Genomic DNA, 23,997 nt, shown 5'->3' with positions numbered 1-23,997 from the left:
TGCAGCTTAATTTAAATCTTACATTTCCACCTGAGTACGCCTTGAACTGAAGTTCAAGGCTAATAGCTCAAGTCCGTTAAAACGGACTAAAAGACTTACCCAGTCTGTTTTAACGGACTTAAGCTTTGAGTCAAGAAATTTATTTCTTGGCGGATGAAAATTATGATGCAAGTTAAGAGTCAAAACATCTTATCTAGATACAGGACATGCAGCAGATGTCGTAATAGCATTAGGGGTAGCTGTGGGTACTTGGGCAACTAACATAATTTTGCCGTCAGGAGTTTTCACCCAACCTTGAGCCTCGATGATCGCATTTTCGGAAGTTGGGGGTAGATTCGGTGTTGAAGATGTATTTGGTTTTGTGCTTGCGCTTTGAAAATCCAAAGTTGCAAGTTGAGGCAGGTTTGGTGTACCGTTCAGCGGTTGTGTAGCGTTTGGTGGTATACCGCGTCCGGTGACAATAAAATTACCTAAAGGTTTTTTTGCATTGCGACCTCTGGGACAATCTTGAGCAATTTGATTGCTGGCATCAAGCACTTGATTTGGTAGTTCGATTATTCCTTGGGTGGGTTGGACATCCGGTTGGATAATGTTGATTTGTCCTTGGATACCGAGTTGAGAACTAGCGGTAATGTCACTTTGCGCTGTGGGGAAGGAAGCAGGAGCGATACCAAACAGTCCATTGGTTTTAATTGTGACATTGCCGCCGCGTCCGCGAACGGCGTTAGCACGGATATCGCTGTTTTCTTTAGGAACTGCGATGATCGCTGCGGCATCTATGGTGATGTTGCCGCCATTCCCTTCTTGACTCTCAGTTCCGGCAGTTGCTGAAATAATGCTACCATCTCGCATTAGCAAAATATCATCCACCTGTAAGTTAATATTACCCCCGTCAGTGCTGCCAGTTTCCGCCGAGATTTGGGCGCGATCAAGCCGCAGGTTGCGTGCCTGGATTTGGATATTACCCCCCTGCCCAGTGCCCCGACTACCAACGAAAATTCTCGCTTTGTCGGTGAGAGTAAGGGTTTGTGGAGCGATGAAGATGCTTCCACCGTCCCCACTAGAGCCACGAGTAGTATCGGCAAATAGCCCACTTCCAGGATTAGTCAGAGTAACTGAGTCGGTAACGTTGAGGCGAATATTACCTGCCTTTCCTTGAGCGAAAGTTGTGGTTGCTACGTTGCCACCTGTTGAGGCTGTAACTGTGTTGGCTCTGATGGAAATATTCCCACCCGGTTGATTGTTTGCCGTTGCAGCATTAATCTCACCCAGATTACGCAACTGGAGTGAATTGGTATTTATCGTAATGTTGCTACCACGTCCGGTGGCTGTATTTAATGCACTGGTAAAAATACCGCTGGGACGACCACGATTGTCTATACCGTCTAGCAAGATGGAATCTTGGGCATTGACTATGACATTTCCTGCATTTCCATTTCCTCTGGTTGCAGCAACCAATTGCGCTCCGTTAGTTAACGACAAATTTTTGGTTGAAATCCGAATATCTCCTCCATTTCCCACAGCATTCTCCTGGACGCTGCTGAAAGGACCACTGACAAAGCGACCATCAGCGCTACTCCCGTCAAAAGTAATCCGATCGCGGGCATTAATAATTACATTGCCTGCATCGCCTTGTCCTTCAGTTGCAGAAAGCAGTTGCCCTCCGTTGCTAACCAAAAGCGAACCCGTTGTAATCTCAACATTTCCCCCTCTTCCTATGGCGCCTTCATCTACGTTACTGAAGATAGCGCTACTAAACTGTCTATCGGCTGTCCCTCCTCCAAGTACAACAGAATCGCGGGCATTGATGATGACGCTGCCTGAATCACCTCTTCCTTGAGTACCAGCAGCCAGTTGCGCCCCATTGTTTACCACTAGAGAACCCGTTGTGATTTCAACATTACCGCCTCTGCCCACTCCATTCTCTCTCACTGGGCTGAACGCTCCGCTAGAAAATCCGCTAGCACCAGTACCCGAAAACAGAGCTGAATTGCGGGCAGTGATGGAAATACTTCCTGCATTGCCGCCTCCACGGGTTCTGGCATTTAGCGAAGCACCATTTGTTACCGAAAGGGAATCTGCTGTAATCGTAATATTACCGCCCTTGCCTGTTCCCCCTGGCTCGATACCACTGAGGAGGATTGTATCTGTATCCAAGGAGACAATATCGCGGGCGTTGACAGTGATATTACCTGCGTTGCCTTGTCCAGAAGTGAAGGTATTGAGTTGCGATTCATTGGTGGCTATGAGCGATCCAGTGGTGATATCAATATTGCCCCCATTGCCTACTGCCTCCCTCCGAACATTGCTAGAGATGCCACTTCTATCTAAGGTGATGCGATCGCGAGAGTTGATTCTCACACTACCTGCATTACCTTGTCCATTAGTACTTGCAGCCAAAACAGCTTCATTGATAACCGCAAGCGAACCTGTGGAGATTTCCACATTGCCCCCTGTGCCTATTGCTCCTTGAACCACGCTACTTAAGGCAGTGCCCCCATCAAATACGGTGCGATCTCCTACTTGGAGAATAATATTACCTGCGTTGCCTTGTCCTCTGGTAGTTGCATTCAATTCAGATCCATTAAGGACGGAGAGCGAACCCGCCGTAATTCGCACATCACCACTATTGCCCACTGCTCTCGTTCCGACACTGCTGAGTATGGAACTTGGAATAAAGCTTTCATTTGCTCTCGTTCCATCTAATAGAACGCGATCGCGTGCATTGATAATTACATTACCCGCATCCCCTTGTCCATTGGTACTAGTAACCAGTAACGCTGTATTTGTAAGGGAAAGAGAACCTGTAGTGATTTCAATATTGCCTCCCCTGCCAACTGCATCTTGCGTAACACGACTGTAAGCGCCACTGGTGTTATTCGGTCCCCTCCCTGCAAACGTGACTGCTTCGCGAGCGTTGATGAAAATATTCCCGGCATTGCCGCGTCCGCGAGTGTTAGAAACGAGTGAACCACCATTGGTAGCCGATAGAGAACCTGTAGTAATTCTGATATCACCTCCATTGCCGCTTGCACCACTAACCACTTCGGTAAAGATTGTGCTGGCAAGTCCATTCGGATTGACACCCTCTAGCGAAACGGTATCACGAGCGTTGATTGTGATATCTCCAGCATTTCCTTGTCCAAATACACTAGCATCTAGTTGACCACCGTTTGTCAGTGAAAGAGAACCCGTATTAATATTAATATTGCCACTATTGCCGAAGGCATTCTCGAATATTAAATTAGCAATTGCGCCTGCATCAAGTTTTATAGCTCCAATCGCGTTAATGCTAATGTCTCCCGCTTGACCGCCAGCGTTTTGTCCTGACGCAATACCAGCTAAAACAAAGCTATTTGTGAGGTTTAGATTGCGGGCATTGATGCGAACACTGCCGCCATTGCCAGATCTGACATCAATTTGCGATTGATTAAGCAACACATCTGCTTGTGGAAGATCCGTTGGAATGCTGAGACTAGTATCGGGATTTAAACCAACAGTTGCTGTTCCTGCGATCGCGGCGAGTTCAACCCGTCCACCTAAAGCCTCCAGAATGCTTCGGTTTAAATTAATATCACCGCCGACCAATGTCAAATTTTTTTCTGGGGCTACACTTAACAGAGCTTGGTTAGCAGCGATCGCCCCCGAATTAATCTGATTAAACAGCAACCCCGAAGGCTGAACTGTCAACAAAGGTGGTGCTGCGGGATTTGTCGCGCTGAAAATTCCCTGATTTCCAAATTGAATTTGATTCGCTGTCGTGCCCAGAAATGAACCGCGTATATCTAACTGGGCATTTTTTCCAAATAAAATCCCGTTGGGATTGATTAAAAATAGATTTGCAGCACCATTAACTCCCAAGGTTCCGAAAATATTTGAGGCTTCTTTTCCTGTCACCCGCGTGAGAATATTTTCTACTCCAATAGGGTTGCTAAAATACACTCTTTGCCCATCGTTGATACTAAACTGGGTGAAGCTGTGGAAAAGATTGCTACCACGAGTTGCACCACCATCAATTTGATCGGCAGATGCACCGTTAATTAAAACGTTGGGTGTGAAGCGAGAATTTTCTGCACCTAAAGTATTATCAGGGGTAATTTGGGCGATCGCTGGTGTGCTGGCAAATGTGATGAAGCTGAATATCAGTAATTGAAGCCAATTCGGTTTATTTGTCATAAAATGTATTTTGATTAAGGTTCGGTGATGTAATCCTGAGGAAAAATAAACCGTAGTAAGCGCTTTAGCGTTTAAGAAAGAAAGCACTCTTGATGTAATCTTGAGGAAAAATAAACGCTTAAGAAAGAAAGCACTGAAGTGCTTACTACGAAGAGAAACCTATCAAAATTACTTTTGCTTAGTGGCTGTAGGATCTGTACACAAGTTGGCTATATATGCTTCGCGTTTCTCAACGAAGGATGGAGATGCATTTTCAATGTACAGAGCCTGCAAAGCATCAGACCAAGGATGAAAAATTCCGGGTTCGTTTTTGTGTTTGATTTCGTAATTGAGAAAGTAATCTGCTTTTTTCAGGGCAATTTCTTCTTGTGAGGCTTTATTGGCTTTTAGTTTTTGCTCTAATGCTTGCAAGTCAAGTTGAATTTGGTTGCGCTGGTCTGCTGGCATTATTTGAAATGTTGCCCAAGCTTGACTTCCTGATAATTGCCATTGATAACGCTTGCCCGGTTTTAAGGGTTCTTTACCGCTGTAGGATACTTTTTGATCGGCAATGTTGACTTTTTGCGTCCAGACTTCCTCTTGAGTATCAAAGTCGCGGAGTGTTAATTGAAGGTCTTTATTTTTCCCTTGACTGTGCCACAAAAATAATGGTCGATCGCTCCAAACTTGATATGTCTCTAGTAAACCAGGTGCGATCGCACAAACCTGACTTGTAAGCGATCGTGATATATTTCGTTTGCGGGGGCGAGTCTGCCAAAATAAAGCTGCCCTAGTAGTAACTTGTTGAGCAATTTGCCGATTTTGCCTGAACGGTGTAGCTATTTCGCTGCTGACACCACCAAAGCTGATGACGGGAATAAGTGCAAGGCTAAAGAATGATTGATTAAACATGATACTTTCTCCTTGTAGCAGGTAAAACGTAAGCTAAAAAAACAGCCGAGGGTAAAAACCAGGGAACTAAAACCGCAGCAGATATATAAATTTGCAGCCCAAGAATGCCATAGATGATGACTGTACCAAGGGAACTAGCGATAATTTTTAGGCGAAATTTGGGATTTAATTGAGACTTACGATTAACTGCAAATACCGCAATTTTACTGAAAATAACCGCCACTCCAATCATCCAAATATCGGGGATGGGAATAACCAAACGACGTGTGAGAAAATGCTGGGTCATGTATGCTAAAAATTCACCTCCTGTCAGCCAATCTTGCTTTGTCCAATAAGTTATAGCGGGGGGTGCGGGTGAGCGATCTGGCTGACTGGCGGCAATTCCCAAGCGTTCATCGCTTCCTGTGGCAATTAATACTACCTGTTTGGAAATTAAGGGAAACTTGTTGATATCTGGATTTTCCAGCAATTTCCAAGCGGGAATCTTGGTATAGACGCGATCGGGAGGTAGGGAGAAATCAACTAACGGCTGCAACCCAACAGGAGAACGCAACTGTAACAATGCAGATAAGTTGCCTTTTTCGGGGTGCTGCTGCTGAATGACATCAAGTAGTTGAGCGCGTAAATTTGTTACCCGATTAGTTTGGGGCTTGGGTAATTCTGTCATTTCCTGGTTAGCAGTCTGCACCAGAGACATCAAATAAGCGATCGGGCAAGCTTGACGACAATCTCGCTGGGGATCGGGCATTTCTACAAGGTAATGATAAGCATCAGTATATCCTTGCAATGTCCAATTCCACTTGTTAATGCCGATCGCTTCATTTGTGCCTATTTCTCTATTCGGTTCTAGAATTGCCCCAAAAATTAGCCACATATTCCCATCGACTGCACGACGCACCGCTTTGCCTAAATCTTCATCCCCGGATGGCGGGTCTTTTTGTGGCGTATCGAAGGTAAAATCTAAACCAACGACGGAAGCATTCAACTTTCTGGTGCTATCAATTAACTTGCCGATGTAGCTGCGGTTCATGGGTCGAAGTTGAGAATCAAGAAGTCCAGCGCGGTAAATCGATTCGGCATCAATTTCGATTAATGCGACTGGGGGGACTTCTTCCGATGGAATTTGGGCGGTGACATTGCGGTAAACTGATTGAGCCACCATTCGCGAATCTAGCAGCAAATTTTGTATGGGGGGAAGTACGCTAAGGGTGAGACTTGCTACAAGAGCGATCCCTTCAATGTAAGTTGGTAAACTTTGCCGCAAACGCTGTTTCCACTGAAAGGGAGGAATGCGAAATAATTTCGCCCCAGGATGGCAAAATAAGGAAGGTACTAAGTAAGACGAGGGGTAAGTATGGCTTTTCTCCATGCGGAGAAATTGCCGCGCTTCCATCACCGATTCGTATACATCAAGGTGTTTCCCCAATCCTTGCAGAAATCGTACCAGAAATTCTTGGGCGACGCGGTTGTGAATCGGTTCCCGCATGACTACAACTTGACTGAAACCCAAGTCAATTAAGGAATCGGCGATATTTAACCCGCTGCATGAGTTAAAAATTGCTACCTGAAGTCCGCGTTTTTTGGCTGCACTCAGTTGGGGTGCAATTTCGTTGATGGAAATCGATATACCAGGGGCAATACCCAATTCACCCCCTGTCATATCTGATTCGTTGCTGTGTCCAGCAAAAAACAGCACATCCCATCCTTGTTCGCAAGCGATCGCTTCGCTAATTTGTTGGATAACTTGACTTGGGGTTTGCTCTGGTTGCCAACCAACAAACTCAACCTCCGCGATGCTAAGGAGCGATCTTACGGCTTCTTTGTCTGCCTGGAAATTCAACCCTGTATCATCACCCAAAATTGCTAAAATGCGCGCACGTCGCTGATGTTGCTTTTTCTGCGGTGTTTCAGTTTTCGCTCCAATATTTAAAGGTGCGCGAATGATTTGAATCGCTCCAGCGCTAGCAAATTCGGTGCCAATCTCCCACGCTTCCCAAGGAAAGCGATCTAATTCAATCGGGGCACAGGTAAGAAAGACTTTTACCGCTTCGCTAACTCCTGGATTCCCTTTGACAAGTTCCTGGCTGATTTGAGCAATAGTTGCCCGGATTTCATATAATTCGGCACTACGCAACCAGCGATGAAACTCAAACATCAATTTGGTTTCCGCTTTCACAAGTTCTGCGTGCCAGTCTAACGAGAGTGCGACCACTCCACCACCAACTGTCCGTCCCCGCATTTGTTCTGACTGATAAAAGCACAGATATGCCTGTCGCCACTCTTGATACAACAAAGTTAAATTAGTTGGATAATTAACCTGCTGAGTTAATCTTTGTCCTTGTCCCCAAGACAACTCGAACAAACAGATTTGCTCGATTTTTTGAACTTTTAGATTAAAAAGATGGGAATTATATTTCATATTTCTGGCGAATTAAAGATGATAATTAAGACGCTCTAAAGATGCGGAGTTTGCCGTATTGTTGTTATATAAATCTCTGATATATTCTCTAACAATAATCAAAACACTACTACGGTCGTCAAGACGTTCCGCCGGAACGTCTCTACAATATTTCTGATTTACCAGATATAATATTAACATTTGTAATTACATGTTCCTAATAAATAAATGTAAATTTACCATTAGCTAAAAAATATCTGTTTTAGTTAGCAATTTATGTTGTTATGCTCCACTTTGTTGATAGTTATTAAATGGAATTTATTTTTTACAGTAACATAAATCCGCAGAAAAACTATATTTTACTAACTGTTGTTTTATATTTAAGTGGCTTGCAATTCCATACCAAAAGGAGGAATTTCAAATACAGTTTCATTGTCTACAGTTACTGTCACCCAAAACCGCTCGTCCCAATTGCCAATAACTTGAGCGTAGAGTATGTTTTTACTTGTGTCTTCAAGGGATTCTGCGAATAATAACTGTGTTTCATCACGCACCTCTAATTTCAAAGTTTTTGGCATTTGCCTTTGTGGTTGAGAACCCAAGGCAATCAGCAAGACCCATTCTCGGTTTTCCGTTGTTTCCGATAGCACCCACATAATTGCGTATAGCCGCAAACTACCGCGATCGCACTCCAAATCACGGTAAGCACCCCGCGCTGCTGAGGGAATATGAATTGAGTTTTGCTCTAATCCAGAGCGAATTTGGTCAAATTCGTCTTGCAACGTCCGTAATTCTGATAATGCTGGAAATGGCATCAGCATCCACCCCAATTCACTCGCTACCGCATCGATTTGATTGCGTAACCAAAAACCAACGTTGATTAATGGTTGGGCAAGGGAAGGACTTAGAATTTTATAGGAATAGTGAATCAAGTCTGGATTATTCAGTAGGCTTGTGCCTTCTTTGACTGTGAGCAGTCGCGAAAAAGGCTGTTTTTGCAGTTGAGATGTCAGCGTAGTCAGCTTTTGTCGCAACGCTGTATTTGTATCAATTTGTCTAGTTGTTTTAGCAGGTAGTTGAATTGCATCTGCATCCAGACAGCGGAGATTGAGCAGAAGCGCATCAGGGTTTGAGTCAAACCAGGTTTCAGGTATTGTGTATGTCCAATCTGCATCTACTTGTAAGCGTTCTGTTTGTTGATAGTGAAGGTACTGGTTGTAGTTCATAAACCCGGATACAGCAACTTGCTGCTCCTCTTCCTCAACCTGCATTAGCACGTAGAAATGAGCGGCAAAATCAGGTATATCTAAAACTGCGAAAGGGACGCTATGTTGATTAGTTAAATTGTTAGAAGTTAAGAGACAAACTTTAAAATCACCAATTTGGATATTGCACGCTGCTGCAAACAAATTTGCGTATGCGGGTTGCCAAATCGAAGCGCGATCGCTCTGCAATTGCAAATCGGGAGCGCGTTCTTGAAGCCATTGTTCAAACCCCAAAACCCCCAACGCACAAAGGTAAACTTGCCAGCGTTGTTCTGGCAGATGTATAGATTGACTTAGACGTGCAGCTTTTTGGAAATGCTTTGGTAATAGTTCAATGCGGGTTTCGTTGAGAGATTGCCAATCGGGTAAATCCGGCAAATCTGATGTTGCTAGAGGTTGATTCATCATAGTTGAAATAGATAGATAAAGTTAATTTTCGATTTGAGATTATGCATTTTTAATTATTCTCCTGTCTCCTACTTTCGAGATAACGGCAGAGACGACGTGCTAATAAACTGCGTAAGGGTTGATTGCGAATTGGATTTTTTGCTTCAGATTCTGCTTCTTGGATAATGCCAGAAATTTGTTCATCCAAAATCAATTCTAGTTGTCGGTCTAAAAAAAGCAAGCGTTCAGAATCTACAAAGAATTTAGCGGTATCAAGAACGCGATCGCGCAACTTCACCAACAACCGCTGACGAATATCGGCACGCAATTCATTCAGTTTTAATAAGCGAGTAACTTCATATTGTTTTGTTAAATTAATTTGTGGTGCAATTTGGTTCATCGATTGACCTTGACAATGAAAAAGATGTAAAGCGGTGAGAAATGATTGTTCAACTGAAGAACGTTTGCGTTGAAGTTTAGTGATATACTCATCAATAACTTGGGCAAGAGTTTGATCTAAACATTCAATAAATTGATTTTGATATAACTTAACAAATTCAAGTTGTTCTTCATCGTCTTCAGTAGCTTGCGATTCTCCGTCAAAGACGCTACGCGATCGCTCTACAATTGGTTGAATTTCAGGTTGATCAAAAGAAATCGAAGAAACATTTCCTCCTTGTGCAGTGATTTTATATCGTCTAAGTTTGGATGCGATCGCGTGCAGTTGACTTAATATCCCCTCAGTGCTAAGTTTATGCCCAGTAGAAGTTTGCAGAGCCTTAGCAATACGAATTAACTGCTCAGATGTAGGCTGCTGACACGGTAGCGTCCCTCCTGTGAGTCTTTGTTGCAAACGGTCTTCCCGGTAAACTGTGTGGTAACTTACTAAAAGTTCGTAGAGTTGCTGAATTTCCACTGATGTCAAACGATACATATCAGTTAAAATTCGTTCCAATTCCTTCGGCTTTGTATCGTTCAAAAGTGCCCAATCGCTAACTAAAAAAACGCCATGCTGAAGTAAATACCGCTTCAGTTCTGGATGTTGTTTCACATAACGACTTACCCACGTATTGAGCGATCCTTTAGCTGGATCGAATGTTTTCAAAACATTAGTCGCTAAAGATTGATAGGAACTCCTTTGAGTTGACTTTGATGCAAGCTTTTCTGGCTGGTTTCGCGTTGCTAACAGTATCTCATCATCCAACACAAACGGTAACAAATCTTGACAATTAAAGCCATTTTGATTGCCAAACTTCGTTGCCAAATTAAGGCAAACTTGATAAATTTGCCCAGAGATGTAGCAGCGCAGACAAATTTCTGCTAATTGACGTTCATGCGTATCGGTTTCTTTGCCTGATTGGATTTGCTGCCAAAGTTGACGCTGTACCCTTGCATCGGAAACTTCAACCTTTTCAGTCAATTCTGGAAATTGTTTTTTCAAATAAGTTTGAGCAGCAACAATCATTTCAACCCGGCGTTTACTAGTAGAATCTAACTTGACAAATTCCCAGTATTTTGATATCGAAGCCACGGTGTTTTTACATACTCAAAACCAATTATCCTCAATTTTTCCACCTCCTGCAAGTAAAAGCAATTTATTCGGTACGACCTTATAGCTTTATATTTCTGGCAAAGGTGAACTCATGCAAAAATATCACCCGATTTGAAAAACCTCACCCTGTCCGTTCCGGACATCCCTCTCCGAACTTGCGGCTACGGTGTACACACAAGTAATCGAATCACTACCAGTCCTTGAATTACCCCACCCTAACCCTCCCCTTATAAAGGGGAGGGAACAAGATTTTCCTTTATAAGGGGGGGATTAAGGGGGGTAAAACGCGGGTTGAACAAGCCACTCCGACTTGTGTGTACACGATAGCCTTAACAAGGAGAGGGAAAGATTTTAGCGTAGCTAAAAGCGAGGGTGAGGTTTTTCCGAGTTGTGTGTACATGGTAGCCTTATTAAGGAAAGGGGCGAGGTTAAGCGGGTATTATATTAATCATGTAAACCTGATATTATTACTAATGCCCAATGCCCCCTTCAAAAAGGAACGCATCAACCGATCGCAGTTCCGGTAATAATTTGACGTACTTGATTCGGAGTCAAATTAGGATTAGCACTCAGCATCAGTGCAGCCACACCGGAAACATAAGGTGTAGCCATCGAAGTGCCATCCATGAATTTATACTTATTACCGGGAACTGTGGAATAAATATCAACACCAGGGGCAACTACATAATTTAGATTACTATTGTCACCCGCCCAGTTTGAGAAATCAGCCACATACCTGTCGTAGTCAATTGCACCGACTGCAATACCGTAATTTGTCGCCAAAGCTGCTGGATTTGTCGGTTTGTATGCACCTTCATTTCCTGCTGCCATAACAACAACCGCACCTTTTTGGGTTGCGTATTTGATCGCTTGTTCAAGTGCAGAAGAGTAACCACCACCCAAACTTAGATTGATTACATCTGCGCCATTGTCAGCAGCATAGACAATTCCACGGGCAATATTGTTATAACTACCACTTCCATTTTCATCCAGCACCCGAATCGGCATTATTTTAGCGTTATAGGCAACACCGATTGTCCCATATCCATTGTTCTCAGCGGCAATGATTCCAGCAACATGAGTTCCATGACCCTCATAATCCATTGGGGCATAGTCGTTGCTAACAAAATCCCAGCCAATAATATCATCAACGTATCCGTTGCGATCGTCATCAATTCCGTTACCGAAAATTTCGCCAGAATTGATCCAAATATTATCGTTCAAATCTGCGTGAGTATAATCCACTCCCGTGTCAATTACTGCGACAACAACATTCTTGCCCGAATATCCTTGTGTCCAGACTTCCGGGGCACTAATCGCATCCAGTCCCCAATCGTAGTAATTACTTCGGTTAACAACATCAGCAAAAGGCGATCGCCCTATAGATTGTGCAACTGCTGCTGCTGCATCAACTAAGCCGTAGCCATACACTTCACTAAATCGGCGAGATTGTGCAGTCAAATATGGTTCAGTTGAGCCAGTATCTGTGCTTAATTGATATAATTCAGCCTCACCAAAATCAGAATTACTTACCTGTAGGTCATCGGTATTTGATGGATAGCTATTAGTATCAAACTCGTTATTACTATCACCAATCAATTTACCTGTATTGTAATCAATTATTCCGGGAGCATAATTAATACCTAATTGACCTGTTGTTGAACTATCAAGCCAAGCGTCAGGTGTATTAGTATATTGGAAATCTTGATTGTTAGTATCTGTGGCGCTGTCAAATTTATAAATTGAATCTTCCAGAACATTAGATAATTCATTATAAAAACTGCAAGCACTACGATATGTACTTATCAGCCTATCTGCATCTAATGAATTTGTATGTATCGGCGCAAAAGAATGAGACGAATTATCTAATAAATCGCCACCATTATCTATTTTATTGTTAAGCATAGTATTGGAAACCAGTAATTTTTTGCCTGTATGTTATTCACTATTTCTGGTGAAGTAGACATATGCAATTTCCACGCAACTACGAATAGCAATAACCCCGACTTATTCGATAAGTCGGGGTTCTGAAACTCTCAATTTTGACAAAATTATATTAGCCGTTGATTCTTCCCAGATGAAACGGCTTATTTACAGGTTTATTATTTTCACTTAGGTGAAGTGCGATCGCACTGACTGTTTTTGTCCAAGGATGTTCTGGATAGCGCAAACAGAAAATATCACTACTTCCCAAATGAAACATTTCTTCACAAACAGGTAGCACTCCTGCAACTGGAACGTTGTAAGTTTGTTGAACCTGTTGCCGCAATCTTTCATGATTCAAGCTAGGTAATGCTTTATTCACAACTAATAGCATTTTTGGCACATCTAATTTACGTGCCACATCGATTGTTACTGCTGTCCCTTGATAGTCTTGTTTATCGGGACGTAGAATTACTATGAGTACATCCGAGATAATGGCAGAAAGAAGCGTTTCTTCGTTGATTCCAGGGTGAGTATCAATGAAGAGATAATCTAACCCGAAACGTTGCACTATCTGACGAAACCCATCATTAAGCAAACGTGCATCATATCCCTCACGCAAAATCCGCGAGATTTCCCCAGTTTTGATACTAGATGGAATCAGATAGATTTTGCCTCGGTTCTGAGAAAACCAGTTCTTTGATGTTGTAAAGACAGAACTGAGATCGTAAGTAGCAGCTTCAATTGTACAGCGTCCCCACAAGTAATCATTCAGTGTGTGCTTGACTTTGGTTTCATCCAAACCAAAAGGGACATGAATTCCTGGTGATTGAATATCTGTGTCTACTATGCCTACGCGGTAGCCTGCACGAGCAATCAAGGTTGCGAGGTTGGCAGTGACGTTAGATTTACCCGTTCCGCCTCTAAAAGAATGAATTGAGACAATTTTAGCCATTATTATCTACTTTCCTTGATTTTAAAACTGATTTTTTTGCATAACTGGGGGATGAATCGTAGAGACCTTATAGGTTAATCACCACTAGTGACTCCATTGATTGCGAATCTCTTTTGCAGTTTTTTGTAGCTTCTGAAAATAATCACTTTCAGCAATTTCCGCAACTTGAGTTATTACTTTTGAGGAGTCAATTTCTACTTGAAGCTGCTGCAACTGCTCGGATAATTGCTGTTCGCGATGCCTGCGGTGCGCTTCGCGATCGCATACTTCCCGCACCATTTTTTGAAACACACGTCCAAGTTGCCCCAGTTCATCGGTGCGTTGTGCGATTTGGGTTAACCCTTCGCGTTCGAGTTTTCTGACTTCGGTGACGCTAAGGTGATCTAAAATAATTGTTTGGGCAAGTTGAGCCATTGGTTTTAAAGGTTGAATTACTCTCCACTTAAGTAAATAGTTAATGAACACAATTACTAATGCAAAAATGCCCATAAATATGCTGATGAATAGAAAAAGCGCTTGACGAGCGTTCCTAAATACTTCACTTGCAGGGATATAGATAATCTGAGTGCCGATAATTTGATTCAGCTTCCAGCCAAAACCATTTTGAGTACCATATTTTTCCACATGGCTTTTTGGTGCAAGCTGCGGTGTACTGTGACACACCAGACAGCTTGAGTTTGTTACAGCTAATGGTTGAGCGCTATAAAATAATCGTTCTCCAGCTTGAGTGCGAAAACCAGATAAAGTTTTGAGAGTGCGATCGCTCTCAAACCGCTCAATTAATTTTGCCTCGAATCGGTCAACTTGGTCAGCCAAATTTGTGGGATTCAGTGTTGCGTCTTTATAAATAAAATCTTTGTATTTCCAGGTTTGTTTGAGCGTGTCAAATACTTGCCTTGCTGCCAAGCTGGGTATAGTTTCCGGAATAAACTGAGTTTGGGGATCGGCTATTTGAGCAATCAGCGGTGCAATATCCTTACTCGTATAACTTTTTACTGCATTCACCATCTGCATAGCCATTTCTCCTCGATGACTCATTTCCATTTCGGCTTTTTGCTCTAGAGCTTTAGACAATGCCAATCCCCCTAGGGCAATTCCAGCAATAAAAATTAGTGACAGCAGTAACGTAAATTGAGATGCAAGCTTAAGACGACGTAGCATTTCTCTAATTTTATCAACGGTCTTGTTTACTCATATATCTGAGACACCTTAACTCGATCAGATTTTTCTTCAATCCAAAGCTGCAACCACCATACCAGCGTAAATCCTAATCTGAACTTAAAGCCTCCAACTAAAGTTGGAGTCACTTTGATGGATAAAAAGCAGGTTGCAAACCCAACGTTTTTCCGATGTACAGCTAAAAGCAAAATTCCTATTATGAACACATCGAAAGCAAACAAACGCAGCAGACACAACCAAGCTAACGATAAACCAGTTAAAACACGCTGCGAATCACAAAACTACACAACAACGGAGAAAAACAATGACTAACGAAATCAACAACATCGGTGCAGTTGAACTATCTGAATTGGAACTCGACACCGTAGCAGGTGGATTAGCAATCAGTTTCGGTGATGTTCAAGGTTTTGCATCTGATGCTACAAATACTTTCTCTCAGAAGAATCTGACTGTAGGTCAACAAACCTTCGCAGGTCCAAATGGTAGCGGTACAGTTTCCCTGACCAATGCTCAAGAAATCTTTAGCTCGGCTGGTCAAGCGATCGCTGTTAAGTAATTCACAACCTGGGTGGGTACAATGCTCACCCGACAACAAATCTTAATATCCAAAATTACACAACAACGGAGAAAAACAATGACTAACGAAATCAACAACATCGGTGCAGTTGAACTATCTGAATTGGAACTCGACACCGTAGCAGGTGGATTAGCAATCAGTTTCGGTGATGTTCAAGGTTTTGCATCTGATGCTACAAATACTTTCTCTCAGAAGAATCTGACTGTAGGTCAACAAACCTTCGCAGGTCCAAATGGTAGCGGTACTGCTTCTTTGACTAATGTCCAAGAAATCTTTAGCTCGGCTGGTCAAGCGATCGCGATCGCCTAATTTGTTTACTCTGACTGGGACTTAAGCAGAGGCTGTTTCATTGCACGAACAGTCTCTGCTTTAACTTTTAGAGGGTTTACCTCTGAATCTGCATAAGTACCACTCCACTAGAAATAGTGTAATTTCAGAAATCATTAATTGGTTTAATGGACAAATCTACTAAATCCAGAAATGTTTTACCTGAGCAAGGAGAAAATAATGTCTAATGAAACAGATGTAAATAATACTCCGGTGGAATTATCTGAAGAAGAACTTGAAGGAATCGCAGGGGGGATTAGTATTTCAATCTCTGGCTCGATGTTTGAAAAAAGTGATATATTTTCAGCGCACCGAAAAGGTTCAAGACGAAGTTCTCTTTTCAAATCTTCTCAAACATTTTCTTCGGCTTTTCAAATTATTGGTTTAGATTTGAATTCTCCAAGCGATATTATGAGCTTTTTTAGCGGATTAGCCAAATTTTTTGGCAGAAAATAATGAAATTTTCAAGCTATTTCCAAATTATTTGTTCTCCCATACATTATTCTTTAAGGGAGTTTATTTATCAATGACACAAGTTCTATTGAAGGAACTTAGCAATCAAGATATAGACTGGATGTTGGCAACCGGACATCAAGTTGAAATTGAGCCAGGAACTGTTGTGATTCAGCAAGGTCAACCGCTAGATGCGCTGTATATTCTTTTAGATGGTGCGTTGACGGTTTCGCTGACTCAGAGTAATGCAAATCCGCTGGGTCGAGCTTTTGCAGCGCTTGAAGGTGGTGCCCTGCCGGGACGGGAAATTGCTCGATTATCGAGTGGAGAGATGGTAGGAGAAATTCCTTTTGTAGAAACTTACTTACCATCTACCACAGTTTGTGCGACAAGCAAATCTTTAATTTTGACAATTGACCGATCGCATCTATTACAAAAGTTGCAACAAGACCTCAATTTTGCCGCACACCTGACAAGAGCAAGTGCAGTGCTGTTAGCAAATCGGCTAGAACTAATGATGAATCAACTCGGACGCAGCACAGTTGTATTAAGTCAACCGCAACTACGGGAAGCATTGATTATCTTTGCAGAGTTACACGATAGCGATATTGAGTGGTTGATTGCTGCGGGAAGAGTCCAACAAATTGCCGCAGACACCGTGTTGATTCGCAGTGGTAGACCAATTGAAGCACTACATATTTTACTTGATGGTGCGATCGCTTTGAACGCAGCTACAGAAGACTGCAATCCATTAACACGAGCTTTTTCTAATTTAGAGGACACTCAACCATTAGAACAAGAATTTGCCCGGTTATCCCGTGGTGATATTATTGGTGAAACTCCCTTTATTGAAGCACAACCGCCGGCAGTGACAGTAAAAGCGCTGCGGAATTCGCGGGTGCTGTCGATTCCTCGATGGCGTTTAGCAGCTAAACTGCTGCATGATGTGGGGTTTGCAGTTCGATTTTATCGCGTGCTGTCTGTTTTGTTAGCCGATAAACAACAAGCGATCGTTCAGCGGCTTGGGTATGGCAGGTTAACTTACAGTAGCGGACAATCTTTAGACAAATCTTACGCTAACGAACTTAATGCCCATTTTCTCACACAAGTTGCCTTAGCGGGGGCGCGATTTGAATGGATGCTCAAAAGAATCGGAATTGATTGAAACTCTCTCACTCCTCTTACTTCTTGGCGTCCTTGGCGTCTTGGCGGTTCGTTTTCTGGTCTTTTAAAGAGAAACGAACCGCGTTCGTCCTTGGCGTCTCCGAAGGAGAAGATGCAAAGAGGGATGCAAAGAATCTTGGGTTGACACTCCCCGACATAAATGAACGGGGATTCTTGGTTCACTGAGATCACTTAACGAAGAAGTCCTTGCGTCGTCTAAGTCAGAGGTGAGACTCTCCACGCCAGGTGCTTCAAGTCGGCAGAGCCGCCCAACGCACTGGCTCCCAAGCGTTACTTTGGGTATGCCCTACCCTAGTTGCATTTCTACAAGTCCTGTTTAACTGAAACAATTTGTTTCAAAATACTGTTTGTCTAGTCCCTATAAATCTTTTACCCACTGCTAGGAGGAAGCTAGAAAAATGCAGTAGAACCCTATAGATTTAATTTTCACTCTTTCAGCGTGCTTTGTCTTTCGACAGCTAGGTTTTTTAAGTGGTTGATTACCTTGCCACTGCAATTAGTATACCAGAAAACCAGTACTAAAGGACGGGGCTTTAGACCCAACATTTCGGTAAATTCTATAGAAATTGAAGGTAAATTCAATGGTAACGCAGAAAAATCAATTATTTCGCAAAGAAGCTTTAGAAAAGGTAGCTTCTCCCGAACAACTCGACCAATTAATCAAAATAACTAGTCCCAAACGTTGGTTTTCCTTATTTGCACTTGGTTCATTGGTTGCGGCAGGCTTAACGTGGAGTATACTCGGACGCATTCCGATTATTGTTACAGGTCGAGGAGTGCTAATTTATCCGAGTAAAGTTGTCACAGTTCAAGCATCTAACCCCGGACGGATTCTGGAATTAAATGTGGAAGTAGGGGAAATGGTGAAAAAGGGTCAGGTTTTAGCAACGATTGACCAATCTGAGTTAAAAAAGCAATTGCAGCTTTCCCGCGATAAACTAGCACAATTGCGACTCCAAGACCAAACTGCAACACAAGTGCAGATACAACGTTATGCTCTCGAACAGACAGCCACGCAAGAGCAGCGACGCACAATACAGCAAAGTCTGCAAACGGTACAGTCCCTCACTCCCATTTTACGATCAAAGGGATTAGAAGTATTGAAACGCGATCGCCAAAATCTCAAACAGCGTTTGCAAACATTACGCGAATTGCAACCCACATTGAAGCAGCGGTGGGATGAGCGCGAAAATCTATTTCGTCAAGGTGCAGTTCCTAAAGATATGGCTTTACAAGCACGGCAAGAATATATTAATGCCGAAGCGCAAATCAACGAAGCAGAATCGCAATTAAATCAATTAGATGTAAAAGAAGCTGATGCTCAACGTGAATATCTCCGCAATCTCAATCAAGCTAACGAGTTATCAGCGCAATTAAAAGCATTGGATAGTCGTCAAGCAACGCAAAAAGAACAAGATTTAACCATTAATACCAACCGTACCAAAGAAATTCAAGAAACCCAACGTTTGATTGCTCAATTGGAATTACAGTTACAAAAGAGTAGTAGAATTATCAGCGATTACACGGGGAGGATTTTGGAAATTACCGCCAAACCGGGGCAACAGTTAGAACCAGGTGTAGGAATTGGTGCGATCGCTGCTCAAGAGTCATCTGCTAAGTTAGTTAATGTTGTCTTTCTGCCCGTCAGTGAAGGCAAGAAAATTAAACCGGGTAGTCAAGTGCAAATCACACCCTCTACAGTAAAGCGGGAAGAATTTGGCGGCATCGAAGGCAAAGTAACAAATATATCTGCATTCCCTGTCACACAACAAGGTGCAGTCAGTTTAATTGGCAATGCGGATATTTTACCTAGTGTGATGGGACAAGGACCACAACTTACGGTATTTACAGAACTTCAGCCCGATTCCTCAACATTCAGCAAATATCGCTGGTCATCCTCCACTGGACCGCAGCTAAAAATGACACCAGGAACCACAACCACAGTGCGGATAACAGTGGAAAAACGCAAACCCATCGAATTTGTGTTACCAATTCTCAAAGATTGGTCAGGTATCGGTTGAAGAAACTGTGTAGTGAGCGGTTTACCGCTCTCATATCATGTCCGGCATAACATAATAAAAAACCGTAAAAACTCGTAGAGACGTTCCGCCGGAACGTCTCTACGATACGTCGCATTTATCGACATTAACAGAGGCACGACCTTTAAGAGGTACAAGAGCCTCATGTAGAACGCTGGGTTTAGCATTTAGATAAACTTGACTACGGTTACTTTCGTTGTATCCAACATCTTGCACCAATCCCAAAACCGCCTCAGAATAAATTCTAAGGCTAATAGTTAAAGTCGTCTAAAGACGACTAGATAAAGGTTTGAGTCCACAAAGCGTGGACTTGAGCTAAAAGCTGTGGAGTTTTAACTCTGGGCGGGTCTGGACGCTAATTGAGAATGCTGCAAGATGTCAGTTTCAATGGACTAAAATTCTTACTCAGTCGTCTTTAGACGACTTTAGCTATCAGCCGGGGAATTTATTCCTCGGCGGGTTATTGAGACTGGTGCAAGATATCAAATGCTTTACTCAACCTACTATTGCATTAGTTAAACATAGCCAGAAATAGTGATATATGTAACTTAAACACAACGTGTTTACTACCCCTACCTAGATTTTGTAATGCGTCAACTACAGAAATTGCTGCAAAAATTCTTATTTACCAGCGTTTTTATACTTGCCTGTACTCCCGCAAACGCGCAAATTACCCCAGATAACACCCTTGGAACAGAAGCTTCCCGACTGACTCCGAATATTTTAATTAATAACGTACCAGGTGACAAAATTGACGGTGGCGCTCAACGGGGGATCAATCTTTTTCATAGTTTTAGTCAGTTTAATGTAGGTGATGGGCAAAGAGTGTATTTTGGCAACCCTGTTGGAGTGGAAAATATACTAACGCGGGTGACAGGTGGGAATGCATCGAATATTTTCGGGACTTTGGGTGTTGATGGTGCTGCGAATCTGTTTTTGATTAATCCCAATGGGATTTTATTTGGGCAGAATGCACGGTTAGATGTGCGAGGTTCCTTTTTGGGGACGACAGCGAACGCGGTTCAATTTGGAAACCAGGGAAATTTTAGTGCCACGAATCCCCAAGCACCACCGTTATTGACTATTCAGCCTTCAGCGTTGTTGTTTAACCAACTTAATCAAGGTGCAATTACCAACCGCTCCCGCCCAAATGAGACGGATACTGCAAATAGTGCGTCATTTTCTCCGCAACAAGGAAGCCGCTTTTTAGTGGGTGGAGATATTACTTTTGATGGTGGTGGTGTATTTGCGGTAGGTAATCGCCTAGAATTGGGCGGACTGGCGGGAGTGGGAACCGTTGGGCTGACTGGTAGTGGTAATGAAATGCAATTAAATTTCCCAGAAAATCTACCCAGAGCCGATGTGACACTGCAAAACAACGCCTTTGCTTTTACAACTGGAGGGGGTGCAGTTACCGTTTATGCTCGTAACCTCAGCCTCTCTGAAACTAGCTTTATCGCTACAGCGCTTCAAGCTGGTGAAGGTAAGGCGGGTATTCCAGCGGGGGATGTTGTCATTAATGCCACTGGTGCCGTCACGCTAGATAGTAAAAGTTTTATTACCAATACTGGTTTGGACAATTCTCTGGGCGATAGCGGAAATGTGACGATTGATGCTCAGTCGATTCGTTTGAATAATACCAGCCAAATCACCACCGGTGGTCAGAGGAGTCAGGGAAATATCCGTTTGAATGCAGCAGAGGATGTGACGCTAGATAATAATAGTCAGATATCGACTTCTGGATCGCAAAATTCGATTGGCAACGGTGGCGATATTGCTATCAAAGCCCGAACAATTAACTTGAGTAACCAAGCAGTGATTGATTCTGGGAACATTGGGCAAGGGCGAAGTGGAAAGACGACTTTGCAAGCACAGGATACGATTTCGCTGTTTAATGGCGCTAGGATTTCTAGCAGTTCGGGTGCGTCTGTTTTTGGGGGAACGAATAGCGAAGCGAGTGGTGATATTGAAATTCAAGCAAGAACCCTTTCTCTTGAGGGTGAATATACAATTATTAGTTCTCGAAATTTCGATGAAGGTCGAGCTGGCGATATTCGCATTACTACCGACGATTCAATTTCGCTGAATGGGTTTGCTAGTATTTCTTCCTCCTCCAACGGTAAAGGTGACGGGGGAAATATCCAACTTCAAACGAGAACTTTGACACTCTCCAATGGTGCTAATATTGGTACGCAGACGCAAGGACAGGGTAATAGTGGTAATTTATTGATTAATGCTGATTCTGTCAGCTTGAGCGGTTCAACTGTGTTTGGTTCACGAAATGGAGAAAGTTTTATCACAGGAAGCCGCCTAGCAACTCGCGCCCAAGGTTCAGGAAACGGTGGGCAATTAATTATTAATACTGGAAAACTGAGCGTTCGTGATGGAGGGGATATCGCCACAGGCGTTGGAATTGATCAGCCTGGTCGGGGAGGAGACTTAATTATCAATGCCAAAGACTCAGTAGAAGTCATTGGCTTTATACCCAATAGCGGACAATTGAGTGGTATTGGAACTTCAACTCTTGGTTCTGGCGATGCTGGAAATCTGACCATCACCACCCCTCGCCTCAGCATTCGAGACGGGGGAACGGTAACTACCTCGGCGGCTACTAATACTAGCACGGGGCGGGGTGGCAATTTAACTATCAACGCTTCTGACTTTGTTGAGGTTGTGGGTCTTTCACCTGATAATAAATTTTTCAGCGACATCTCTGCTGGAACTTTAGGGGCTGGTGATGCCGGGGATATAACGATTAACACAGGTCGTCTGAGCATTCGCGGTGGCGCATTGGTGGGGACGGATACTCGTTTGGGAAGCAAAGGGCGGGGCGGTAATTTAACTGTGAATGCTTCTGAAAATGTTGAAGTTGTGGGTGTAGGTATCACTCCAAATGGTCAACTCTCTAGCAGGCTAACAGCGTCAACTAGTGGGGCTGGTAATGCTGGTAATCTTACCATCAATGCCCGCTCTCTTAGCGTCCGGGATCTTGGAATTGTATCGGCAACGGTAAATTCAGGAAGCACTGGGCAAGGTGGTAATTTAACCGTCAACGCCTCTGACTTTGTGGAGGTCGTTGGTAGTTCTCCAGACGGTCAACTTGGCAGCGTTCTGACAACTGCTACATTTGGTTCTGGGAATGCTGGACGCTTAAACATCAATACTCGTCGCCTCAGCATTCGCGATCTGGCATTTATCTCAACAGCGGCGGCTGAAGGAAGCACGGGGCATGGTGGTGATTTAACTATTAACGCCTCAGACTTGGTAGAGTTAGTTGGTCACTCTCCAGACAATATGTTAGGTAGCTTTCTAACTACCTTCACCGAAGGTACTGGCGATGCTGGACGTTTAAGTATTACCACTAATCGTCTCAGTATCCGCGAAGGTGGATATATCACTACAGGTACAAGCAGTACAGGGCGAGGCGGCGATATAAACATTAATGCTACCGACTCCGTAGAAATTGTAGCAAACCCCGCAAACACCGACCTAGCTGACGGAATATTTACATCAACTGGTGGCTCTGGCAATGCCGGAGATTTAAGCATCCGCACTCAACGTCTCAGCGTCCGCAATGGTGGGGCAATTTCTGCTGGTACAGCGCCAGGTAGCACGGGGCGAGGTGGTAATCTTACTGTTAACGCTTCTGATTCAGTTGAGGTAGTTGGTATCTCGAATAATGGTAGCCTGCCAAGCTTTCTTTCTGTTCGCAGCCGAGGTGAGGGACAAGCCGGAAATATCACCGTAAATTCACCACGCATCAGTGTTAAAGATAAAGGTGTGATTAATGCAGAATCTTTTGCAGCAGATGGCGGTAATATTACCTTAAATACCAATCTTTTATTGTTGCGGCGCGGTGGTAATATTTCTGCAACAGCCGGTCTTGCCCAAGGAGTAGGAAACGGTGGTAATATCAAAATTAATGCTCCCCTCATCGTCGCAGTCGATAAAGAAAACAGCGATATCAGCGCCAACGCCTTTCAAGGAAGCGGCGGAAACGTGACCATTAACACTAAAGGAATTTTTGGCATTGTTCCCGCTTCCTTCCCCACCGCACAAAGCGATATCACTGCCAGTTCTCAACTTGGTGTACAAGGACAAATCAACATCATTCAACCTGATGTCCAACCAACTCAAGGAATAATCGAACTACCAGACCAAATAATCGACGCTACTAATCAATTTGCCCAAGACTGCCCTAGAGGGAGTAATGCGAAGAAACCCTTGGGCAAATTTGTCGTTAGCGGACGCGGTGCCATACCACCCAGTCCTTTTCAACCACTTGTGGGTACATCTAACTTGAGTCCGTTGGCTACTTTAGAAGGCAGTTCTCCTAAAGTATCAAACTCATCCTCAACTCCCAGCATTCCACCTACACAACCTGCACTCGTTGAGGCTCAAGGTTGGGTGAAAACTCCCGACGGTAAAATCATGCTTGTTGCCCAAGCACCCGAAACTACGTTATCTTCTCGCGTCAGTGCATCAGTTTGCCCTGTCTCTAAATAGTTAGTTTAAGAGGGAAAAGTAAGGAAAATTAAAGCTAATACTTTGCTAGCTATAGGACTAGTATTTGATTTTTGAAATATACGTAGGGTGTCTTAGGCGAGAGTACGGCACCATCTCAAGCTTTTGGTGCGTTACGGCTTATGTCTAACACACCCTACAAATACTTAGATTTTTTCAGAAATCA

Annotated in this window: 15 protein-coding genes; 6 read left to right on the top strand and 9 right to left on the bottom strand. The window is 43.3% G+C overall.

The features are described from left to right. Nucleotides 1-189: 189 nt before the first annotated feature. The 9 genes from TOL9009_RS37205 to TOL9009_RS0100405 all read right to left on the bottom strand — a co-directional run bounded on the left by TOL9009_RS37205 (nt 190) and on the right by TOL9009_RS0100405 (nt 14,708). Complete coding sequence (locus tag TOL9009_RS37205; protein WP_051502709.1) at nt 190-4,176, bottom strand: beta strand repeat-containing protein; 3,987 nt, start codon at nt 4,174-4,176, stop codon at nt 190-192. A 168-nt stretch (nt 4,177-4,344) separates the two neighbouring features. After that, nucleotides 4,345-5,067 (bottom strand): hypothetical protein, encoded by a 723-nt coding sequence (locus tag TOL9009_RS0100435; protein ID WP_029630417.1) that lies wholly within the window; start codon nt 5,065-5,067, stop codon nt 4,345-4,347. Continuing rightward, nucleotides 5,060-7,486: a CHASE2 domain-containing protein gene (locus TOL9009_RS0100430; protein WP_029630415.1), complete on the bottom strand. Its 2,427-nt coding sequence runs from the start codon at nt 7,484-7,486 to the stop codon at nt 5,060-5,062. Before TOL9009_RS0100430 ends, TOL9009_RS0100435 begins: the two co-directional genes overlap by 8 nt. A gap of 12 nt (nt 7,487-7,498) precedes the next feature. Continuing rightward, nucleotides 7,499-7,666, bottom strand: a complete 168-nt coding sequence (locus TOL9009_RS46690) for a hypothetical protein (protein ID WP_186227437.1) — start codon at nt 7,664-7,666, stop codon at nt 7,499-7,501. Nucleotides 7,667-7,845: 179 nt separating this feature from the next. Beyond that, nucleotides 7,846-9,138, bottom strand: a complete 1,293-nt coding sequence (locus TOL9009_RS0100425; RefSeq protein ID WP_084763041.1) for a DUF1822 family protein — start codon at nt 9,136-9,138, stop codon at nt 7,846-7,848. A gap of 49 nt (nt 9,139-9,187) precedes the next feature. Beyond that, entirely contained in the window at nt 9,188-10,648 is a 1,461-nt protein-coding gene (locus tag TOL9009_RS0100420; RefSeq protein WP_029630412.1) for a hypothetical protein, read from the bottom strand. Nucleotides 10,649-11,173: 525 nt separating this feature from the next. Next, nucleotides 11,174-12,574 (bottom strand): S8 family peptidase, encoded by a 1,401-nt coding sequence (locus TOL9009_RS37200; protein WP_072022069.1) that lies wholly within the window; start codon nt 12,572-12,574, stop codon nt 11,174-11,176. 151 nt (nt 12,575-12,725) lie between these two features. After that, nucleotides 12,726-13,547: a MinD/ParA family ATP-binding protein gene (locus TOL9009_RS37195; protein ID WP_051502708.1), complete on the bottom strand. Its 822-nt coding sequence runs from the start codon at nt 13,545-13,547 to the stop codon at nt 12,726-12,728. Nucleotides 13,548-13,631: 84 nt separating this feature from the next. Beyond that, nucleotides 13,632-14,708 (bottom strand): Tll0287-like domain-containing protein, encoded by a 1,077-nt coding sequence (locus TOL9009_RS0100405; protein ID WP_029630410.1) that lies wholly within the window; start codon nt 14,706-14,708, stop codon nt 13,632-13,634. A gap of 322 nt (nt 14,709-15,030) precedes the next feature. Here TOL9009_RS0100405 and TOL9009_RS0100395 point away from each other — a divergent pair, with 322 nt between their 5' ends. The 6 genes from TOL9009_RS0100395 to TOL9009_RS0100370 all read left to right on the top strand — a co-directional run bounded on the left by TOL9009_RS0100395 (nt 15,031) and on the right by TOL9009_RS0100370 (nt 23,813). Beyond that, nucleotides 15,031-15,282 (top strand): CTB family bacteriocin, encoded by a 252-nt coding sequence (locus tag TOL9009_RS0100395; protein ID WP_029630406.1) that lies wholly within the window; start codon nt 15,031-15,033, stop codon nt 15,280-15,282. Nucleotides 15,283-15,360: 78 nt separating this feature from the next. After that, entirely contained in the window at nt 15,361-15,612 is a 252-nt protein-coding gene (locus TOL9009_RS0100390; protein ID WP_084763046.1) for a CTB family bacteriocin, read from the top strand. A 198-nt stretch (nt 15,613-15,810) separates the two neighbouring features. Next, entirely contained in the window at nt 15,811-16,086 is a 276-nt protein-coding gene (locus TOL9009_RS0100385) for a CTB family bacteriocin (RefSeq protein ID WP_029630403.1), read from the top strand. Between the two features lie 70 nt (nt 16,087-16,156). Beyond that, on the top strand, nt 16,157-17,248 hold the full coding sequence (locus TOL9009_RS0100380; protein ID WP_029630401.1) for a cyclic nucleotide-binding domain-containing protein: 1,092 nt from the start codon (nt 16,157-16,159) through the stop codon (nt 17,246-17,248). 601 nt (nt 17,249-17,849) lie between these two features. Then, nucleotides 17,850-19,289, top strand: a complete 1,440-nt coding sequence (locus TOL9009_RS0100375) for an NHLP bacteriocin system secretion protein (protein ID WP_029630399.1) — start codon at nt 17,850-17,852, stop codon at nt 19,287-19,289. A 606-nt stretch (nt 19,290-19,895) separates the two neighbouring features. Next, nucleotides 19,896-23,813 (top strand): two-partner secretion domain-containing protein, encoded by a 3,918-nt coding sequence (locus tag TOL9009_RS0100370; protein ID WP_029630397.1) that lies wholly within the window; start codon nt 19,896-19,898, stop codon nt 23,811-23,813. The last annotated feature ends 184 nt before the right edge of the window (nt 23,814-23,997 follow it).

This window comes from [Scytonema hofmanni] UTEX 2349, assembly GCF_000582685.1.
Lineage (GTDB): Bacteria > Cyanobacteriota > Cyanobacteriia > Cyanobacteriales > Nostocaceae > Hassallia > Hassallia hofmanni.
This window is presented reverse-complemented; position numbering and strand designations above follow the sequence as displayed.